The 6,692-nt window shown below is 70.1% G+C and carries 7 protein-coding genes; 3 read left to right on the top strand and 4 right to left on the bottom strand.

Annotation, left to right across the window (positions count from 1 at the left end; translation table 11 throughout):
* Positions 1 to 129 precede the first annotated feature (129 nt).
* Positions 130 to 666 carry a YbhB/YbcL family Raf kinase inhibitor-like protein gene (locus ACWGJ2_RS25205; protein ID WP_453348486.1) on the bottom strand — a complete coding sequence of 179 codons (537 nt, stop codon included), beginning with the start codon at positions 664 to 666 and terminating at the stop codon, positions 130 to 132.
* A 126-nt stretch (positions 667 to 792) separates the two neighbouring features.
* Between ACWGJ2_RS25205 and ACWGJ2_RS25200 the strand changes: the two genes are divergently transcribed.
* From ACWGJ2_RS25200 to ACWGJ2_RS25190, 3 genes are all read left to right on the top strand, one after another.
* Positions 793 to 1,482, top strand: coding sequence for a GntR family transcriptional regulator (locus tag ACWGJ2_RS25200; protein ID WP_453348485.1), 690 nt, complete (start codon positions 793 to 795; stop codon positions 1,480 to 1,482).
* 114 nt (positions 1,483 to 1,596) lie between these two features.
* Positions 1,597 to 2,208: a Uma2 family endonuclease gene (locus ACWGJ2_RS25195; protein ID WP_453348484.1), complete on the top strand. Its 612-nt coding sequence runs from the start codon at positions 1,597 to 1,599 to the stop codon at positions 2,206 to 2,208.
* Positions 2,209 to 2,325: 117 nt separating this feature from the next.
* Positions 2,326 to 3,900 carry a carboxylesterase/lipase family protein gene (locus ACWGJ2_RS25190; protein WP_453348483.1) on the top strand — a complete coding sequence of 525 codons (1,575 nt, stop codon included), beginning with the start codon at positions 2,326 to 2,328 and terminating at the stop codon, positions 3,898 to 3,900.
* A 13-nt stretch (positions 3,901 to 3,913) separates the two neighbouring features.
* Here ACWGJ2_RS25190 and ACWGJ2_RS25185 read toward each other — a convergent pair whose 3' ends face one another.
* From ACWGJ2_RS25185 to ACWGJ2_RS25175, 3 genes are all read right to left on the bottom strand, one after another.
* Positions 3,914 to 4,393 (bottom strand): hypothetical protein, encoded by a 480-nt coding sequence (locus tag ACWGJ2_RS25185; RefSeq protein WP_453348482.1) that lies wholly within the window; start codon positions 4,391 to 4,393, stop codon positions 3,914 to 3,916.
* 35 nt (positions 4,394 to 4,428) lie between these two features.
* A complete protein-coding gene (locus tag ACWGJ2_RS25180) occupies positions 4,429 to 4,959 on the bottom strand; it encodes a choice-of-anchor K domain-containing protein (protein ID WP_453348481.1) in 531 nt (176 codons plus the stop codon).
* 201 nt (positions 4,960 to 5,160) lie between these two features.
* Positions 5,161 to 6,543, bottom strand: a complete 1,383-nt coding sequence (locus tag ACWGJ2_RS25175) for a glycine--tRNA ligase (protein WP_453348480.1) — start codon at positions 6,541 to 6,543, stop codon at positions 5,161 to 5,163.
* Between the last annotated feature and the right edge of the window lie 149 nt (positions 6,544 to 6,692).

Raw genomic sequence — 6,692 nt, 5'->3', positions numbered from 1 at the left:
GGGGGGGGGGGGGGGGGGGGGGGGGGGGGGTGGGGTTACGGTGTTTTTTTTGCGCGGGGTGTGTGCGCCGCGGCGGGCGGGGGGGGGGGGGCGCCCCCCCCACGGCGGGTCGGACCGGATCGGCAGCCGTCAGGCGGCGGGGGTCTCGGCTGTCGCGGTCAGGACGGCGCGGCCGAGGGTGTGTCCGGCCATATTGAAGCCGAGGAAGGCCGGGGTGGCATCGGCGGGTACGCCGATGGACTCGACGTCCAGGGCGTGCACCACGACGAAGTAGCGGTGCGGGCCGTGTCCGGCGGGCGGCGCTGCACCCATGAAGCGGGCGGCGCGGGCGTCGTTGGGGAGCTGGAAGGCGCCCTCGGGCAGGCCCGAGCCGGTGTCGTCGCCCGCGCCCTCGGGCAGTTCGGTGACCGTGGCGGGGATGTCGGCGACGGCCCAGTGCCAGAAGCCGGAGCCGGTGGGCGCGTCCGGGTCGTAGACCGTCACGGCGTAGCTCTTGGTGCCCTCGGGGGCGCCGCTCCAGGAGAGCTGCGGGGAGACGTCCTTGCCGCCGGGGACACCGGCGGCGAACTGCTCGGCCGACCAGGCGGCGCCGTCGGCCACGGTGGTGCTGGTGACGGTGAAGGTGGCCGCCTCGGGGAGGCGGGCGAAGGGGTCGTTGGCGCTCATGCGTTGTTCCTTTCGACGTGTCTCGGGGTGTCGCGGTGTCGCGTGCCGGATGGCCGTGCCCCGTCGACTCTTCATCGACCATAACACCAATAATCGATTATCCAAGCGATCGTCTATGCTGACCCCATGACACCACCAGCCGCCGCCGCCTCCCCCTCTCCCGGAAAACAGATGCTCTCCGAGCAGGTCTACGGCCGCCTGCGCGACGCGATCATGCGCGGGGACCACGCCCCCGGTGAAGCCCTCAAACCGCAGGACCTGGCCAGAGAACAGGGTGTGAGCCTGGCCGTCGTACGCGAGGCGCTGGTACGCGCTGTCGGCGACGGCCTCGCCGACCGGCTGCACAACCGCGGCTTCGCCGTGCCCGCCTTCTCCGACCAGCGCTGGCAGGAGATCGCCGAGGCACGGCGCACGATCGAGCCGGTCGTGCTGCGCATGTCCGTCGAGCGCGGCGACGTCGACTGGGAGGCCCGCGTACGGGCAGCGCACCACCGGCTGACCCGCACCCCCGTCCACACCCCGGAGGAGACCAAGCACTACAGCGAAGCCTGGGCCGAGGCCCATCGGGTCTTCCACCGGACGCTGCTGGAGGGCTGCGGCAACCCCGCCCTGCTGGAGACCTTCGACCGGCTGTGGACGTCGAGCGAACTGACCCGCCGCTGGTCGACGCTCCGCAACCCCGGCCGCGACGGCGCCGACGAACACCGTCGCCTGGAGGAGGCGGCGCTGTCCCGCGACGCCGACACGGCGGCCGAGGTCCTGACCCAGCACCTCACCCTGACGGCAACCGCTCTGACCGGTTCCGACCGGTTCTGACCAGCGTCTTCACGAAAAGAGCGGGCCTTCGGCAAGCACCCCCATGTCGACCATTCGATCGTTACGCTGCGTATCAACTGGTTCACTTCGCGGGGAGGGCGCATCATGACAGTGATGCTCGAACGACCGACGACGATAGATGTCCCCGACGGCTCAGCGCGCTTCCAGGCGCTGTGCCGCACCACGCTGGGCATGGACGTGCCCGAGGGCTATCAGGCGGAGATCATCGGGGGAAACATCGTCATGGCGCCGTGGTCGCAGCCGTTCTACCTGCCCCTCATGCGTTCCCTCCGCCGCCAACTGGAACCGCACGCGCCCGAGGGTCACATCGCCGACAGCGCCCCCTTCCTGTTCACGTTTCCCAGTGAGGAGCGCGCCTACGGGCCAGACGTGTACGTCGTCGCCGAGCGGGCCCTTCAGCGCCGGGGCCGTTACGTGGACGGGGAGGCCCTGTCCCTCGTCGCCGAGCTGACTTCGCCCTCCACGCGTGACACGGACTGGGACGACAAGGCGCCGGTCTACGGCAGGAGCGGCGTGCCGGTATATCTGCTGCTGGACATGCAGGAGGGCGCCGTGACCGTGTTCTGGAACCCCTCCTCGCGGGGTTACGCGGCCCGGCTGACCGTTCCGTTCGGCGAGAAGGTCACCGTGCCGGCGCCCTTCGACTGCGTCCTGGACACCACCGGCTTTGACACCCGCCCCGACGACGGCGACGAGAACGAGTAGCCGCTCACCGAAGCCCCATGCTCCCCGCCCATCCCAGCCGCCCCTAATTCGCTGGCGCGCCCCCTCCCTCAGCGGGATGCTCCGAAGCCAGGAGCCGCCCGCCAGGAGGGGACCGTGATGACCACCGGCGCACCGGAACCAGCAGGGCCGTCGCTCGAAGTCCGCACCCCCGCCGGAGCCCTGCGCGGCACCCGCGAAGCAGGAGTGGCCGTCTTCCGGGGCATCCCGTACGCCGAACCGCCCGTCGGCGCACTGCGGTTCGCAGCACCGCGCCCCGCACAGGGCTGGGACGGGACGCGCCCCGCGGTCTCGTACGGGCCGCCCCCTCCCCAGGGCGGAGCCCTCGGCATGCACGCGCTGGCACAGTACGCGCAGGGTGACGACTGGCTGACGGTCAACGTCTGGACGCCCGACCCGGACCCCGGCGCCGCGCTCCCCGTCATGGTGTGGATCCAGGGCGGCGCCTACACGGTCGGGATGTCCTGCCTTCCCGAGTACGACGGCGCCCGCCTGGCCCGCGAGGGCGAGGTCGTCGTAGTGACGTTCAACTACCGCGTGGGCCTTGAGGGGTTCGGCCAATTCGACGGTGCGCCCGCCAACCGGGGGCTGCTCGACCAGATCGCCGCCCTGGAGTGGGTGCGGGACACCGTCCGCGCCTTCGGCGGCGACCCGGACCGGGTCACGGTCTTCGGCCAGTCGGCGGGCGGCGGGTCGGTCGCCGCGCTGCTGGCGATGCCGCGCGCGGCCTGGCTCTTCCGGCGGGCCGTCGCGCAGAGTGTGCAGGGCACGTTCTTCTCGCCGGAGCTGTCCGCCGACATCGCACGCGTCTGCGCCGCCGAACTGGGGCGCAAACCCACCGCCTCCGACCTGTCCACGGTGACCCCGGCCCAACTGTCCGCCGCAGGTGACGCGGTCAGCGCCGCGATGGACCGGTGGGCGCCGCGCTGGGGGCTGGCCGCGCACGCGACGATCCCGTACTCCCCCGTCGTCGACGGCGACACCCTGCCGGTCACTCCGTGGCGGGCCCTGGCCGAGGGCGCGGCCGTCGACGTCGCACTCCTCGTCGGCCACACCCGTCACGAACAGCGACTGCTCACCGCGCTCCAAGGGCTCCTCGGCCACGTGACGGAAGCCCAGGCCGCGAGCGCCCTGCGCGCCCTGGGCCCCGAGGAGGACGGGGGCGGGAACGGCCCCCGCCGCTACCGCGACGGCTTCCCCGGCGCGGACCCCGAGGCGCTGTACGAACTGGTCCGCTCCGACTGCCTGTTCCGCATGCCGTCCCTCCGCCTCGCCGAGGCCCGCGCGGCGGCCGGAGGCCGGGCCCACGTCTACGAGCTGACGTGGGAGGCGCCGGGCATGGGCGGGATCCTCGGCGCCTGCCACGGCCTGGACGTGCCGCTCGTCTTCGGCAACCTGGACCGCGGCCAGCCCGCCGCACTGATCGGCGAGGCCCCGTCCCCCGGCTATGACGAGGCGGAGGCGCTGTCCGCCCGGATGCGGGCCGCGTGGACCGGGTTCGCCGCCCACGGCGACCCCGGGTGGCCCGCGTACGACACCGGCCGGCGCCTCACCCGGCTCTTCGACGGCCAGGACGCCCGGAACGGCACCCCGACCGTCGCCGCGTACCCCGAAGAGACCTCGCGCCTCATCTGGCGGGACCACGCCTTTCCCGCGCTCGCACTGACACGCTGACGCCCGAGGAGCCCTACCCCCAGGTCTGAGCCGAGCCGGGCTGGAGATACAGGACGTGTCCTCCGTCGCTGCCCAGAAAGATCCGCTCCGCCCCCTCCAGCGCTTCGAGATCGAGCCTGCCGCCCTGCGCGCCCTCGACGCCGACCCGCACATGCTCCAGGCACCAGTCGTCCTCTTGCGGGTCGCTCGCGTTGGGCTGGGGCGCGAAGCGGATGTAGACGGGATAGGCGCGGACGTTCTCCATCGTGCGGTACGCGGGATCGTTGGCCGCGGCGGACTTGACGTTGGAATCGCTGCCGAAGACGAACGTCTCGATCGAACCCGCCAGCAGCTTCCGCCCCTCGCCCGTCGCGCAGCGGAACTCACGTCCCGCGAGGCCGAGAAAGACCCGGCTGTCCGCCAGCGTCTCGGTCGTCCGGTGGATGATCGCGTCGCCGACGTCCTGCGTGCTCGTCTGGAGCGCGACGGTCACCCGCTTGATCGGTTCTGTCATGCGTGGGCTCCTCCCGGCGTCCTCAGTACGGGCGGCTACGCCCCGCCCTTGTAGGGAGCGAACGAAGCCCTGAGTTCGGCGGTGTTGGGCTCCTTGGAGTCCTCGACGCTGACGAAGTGCCTGCTGATCTCGCCGAATTGCAGGAAGCCCTGGACGTGCATGTCGTACCACTTGCCGTCGACCTGCACGACCTGGTCGAACTTGACCTCGTCCAGTTCGACGGTGTCCTCCGGCGACGGGCCCACATTGGGCGTCTCGTTGTGCTGGAACTTCACCGGGCCGACCGTGCGCCTGTCCTTGTCCCCGAAGGCCACGGTGATGCTGAGTTCCGCGGTGAATGTCGGGTGCGGCGGCATGGGGATGGCGTGGTTGTAGTGCTTGAAGTAACCGATCACGCTCGGGGTGCCGTCGAGTGCCACCTGGGTGGAGGCACCCTCGAAGACGTAGGCGCTCTTCACGTCGTCCGCGACGTCGCCCCAGGCGAGACGTTTCGTTTTGAAGCCGCTGAACTGCGTTGCTTCCACATCGACGCCTGTCCAGGCGCCGCTGGTGCGCACGTTGACCATGCCGGGGTGCTCCCTCCACGGGGATGAGGGGCAAGCGGGAATGCGGCCCCGAAGCACCGTAAATGGCGGGACAGGGGGATCTGGATGGGAAAATGAGCCAGAAAAGGAAGCGGGGAAGGAAAAGGTCCCGCACCCCCGGAATGGGGATGCGGGACCTTTCCACATTCGGCTCTGTCCGGCCCTGTCGGGTCCGGCCAGGGCTCAGCAGCCCAGCAGGCGGCCGCCCAGGTAGCTCTCGATCTGGTCCAGCGAGACGCGGTCCTGCTTCATCGTGTCGCGCTCACGCACCGTGACGGCGTTGTCGTCGAGGGTGTCGAAGTCGACGGTGATGCAGAACGGCGTGCCGATCTCGTCCTGGCGGCGGTAGCGGCGGCCGATGGCGCCCGCGTCGTCGAACTCGATGTTCCAGTGCTTGCGCAGCGTCTCGGCGAGGCCGCGCGCCTTGGGCGACAGCTTCTCGTTGCGGGACAGCGGCAGCACGGCCACCTTGACCGGGGAGAGGCGCGGGTCGAGGCGCATGACGGTGCGCTTCTCCATCTTGCCCTTGGCGTTCGGTGCCTCGTCCTCGATGTACGCGTCGAGCATGAACGCGAGCATCGCGCGGTTGACACCGGCCGCGGGCTCGATGACGTACGGGATCCAGCGCTCGCCCGCCTCCTGGTCGAAGTAGGAGAGGTCGTGGCCCGACGCCTTGGAGTGGGCGCCGAGGTCGAAGTCCGTGCGGTTGGCGACGCCCTCCAGCTCGGAGAACTCGGTGCCGCCGAAGTTGAAGCGGTACTCGATGTCGGCGGTGCGCTTCGAGTAGTGGGAGAGCTTCTCGGCCGGGTGCTCGTACCAGCGGATGTTCTCCTCGCGGATGCCGAGGTCGCGGTACCAGTTCCAGCGCTGCTCCATCCAGTACTCGTGCCACTCCTCGTCCTCGCCCGGCTTGACGAAGAACTCCATCTCCATCTGCTCGAACTCGCGGGTGCGGAAGATGAAGTTGCCCGGAGTGATCTCGTTCCGGAAGGACTTGCCGGTCTGTGCGATGCCGAACGGCGGCTTCTTGCGCGACGTCTGCTGCACGTTGGCGAAGTTGGTGAAGATGCCCTGGGCCGTCTCGGGGCGCAGGTAGCTGACCGAACCGGAGTCCTGGGTCGGGCCGAGGTGCGTCGAGAGCAGGCCTGAGAACTGCTTGGGCTCGGTGAAGCCGCCCTTGTTGCCGCAGTGGGGGCAGTTGATGTCGGCCATGCCGTTCGGGGGCAGGTGGCCGTGCTTGGCCTCGTACGCCTCTTCCAGGTGGTCCGCGCGGAAACGCTTGTGGCACGAGGTGCACTCGGTGAGCGGGTCCGTGAAGGTGGCGACGTGCCCCGACGCCTCCCAGACCTGGGGGGCCAGGATCACGGACGAGTCGAGACCGACCACGTCATCGCGCGAAGTGACCATGGAGCGCCACCACTGGCGCTTGATGTTCTCCTTGAGTTCGACGCCGAGCGGCCCGTAGTCCCAGGCGGCGCGCTGACCACCGTAGATCTCACTGCACGGGTACACAAAGCCACGGCGCTTGCTCAGGCTGACGATGGTGTCGATCTTGTCGGCGGCCACGGTGCTCTCTTCATCAACGACGACGGAATACCTCAGATTACCGAGCCATGAGGGGCCCGAATCAAATCGGTTCGGGTCCCGGACTCCCGGCGGGGCGCCTGCCCGCCCGCAGACGGTTTCACCGCCTCCACATCATTTGACAATCGTTT

It is taken from the genome of Streptomyces sp. NPDC054796 (genome assembly GCF_053611545.1).
The sequence above is the reverse complement of the archived record's forward strand: the minus strand, read 5'-3'. Positions and strand labels throughout refer to the sequence as shown.

Bases quoted from the DNA above. Each gene is read 5' to 3' on its own strand.
- ACWGJ2_RS25190 (WP_453348483.1), top strand. From the start codon at position 2,326: ATGACCACCGGCGCACCGGAACCAGCAGGGCCGTCGCTCGAAGTCCGC.
- ACWGJ2_RS25185 (WP_453348482.1), bottom strand. From the start codon at position 4,393: ATGACAGAACCGATCAAGCGGGTGACCGTCGCGCTCCAGACGAGCACG.
- ACWGJ2_RS25180 (WP_453348481.1), bottom strand. From the start codon at position 4,959: ATGGTCAACGTGCGCACCAGCGGCGCCTGGACAGGCGTCGATGTGGAA.
- ACWGJ2_RS25195 (WP_453348484.1), top strand. From the start codon at position 1,597: ATGCTCGAACGACCGACGACGATAGATGTCCCCGACGGCTCAGCGCGC.
- ACWGJ2_RS25200 (WP_453348485.1), top strand. From the start codon at position 793: ATGACACCACCAGCCGCCGCCGCCTCCCCCTCTCCCGGAAAACAGATG.
- ACWGJ2_RS25205 (WP_453348486.1), bottom strand. From the start codon at position 666: ATGAGCGCCAACGACCCCTTCGCCCGCCTCCCCGAGGCGGCCACCTTC.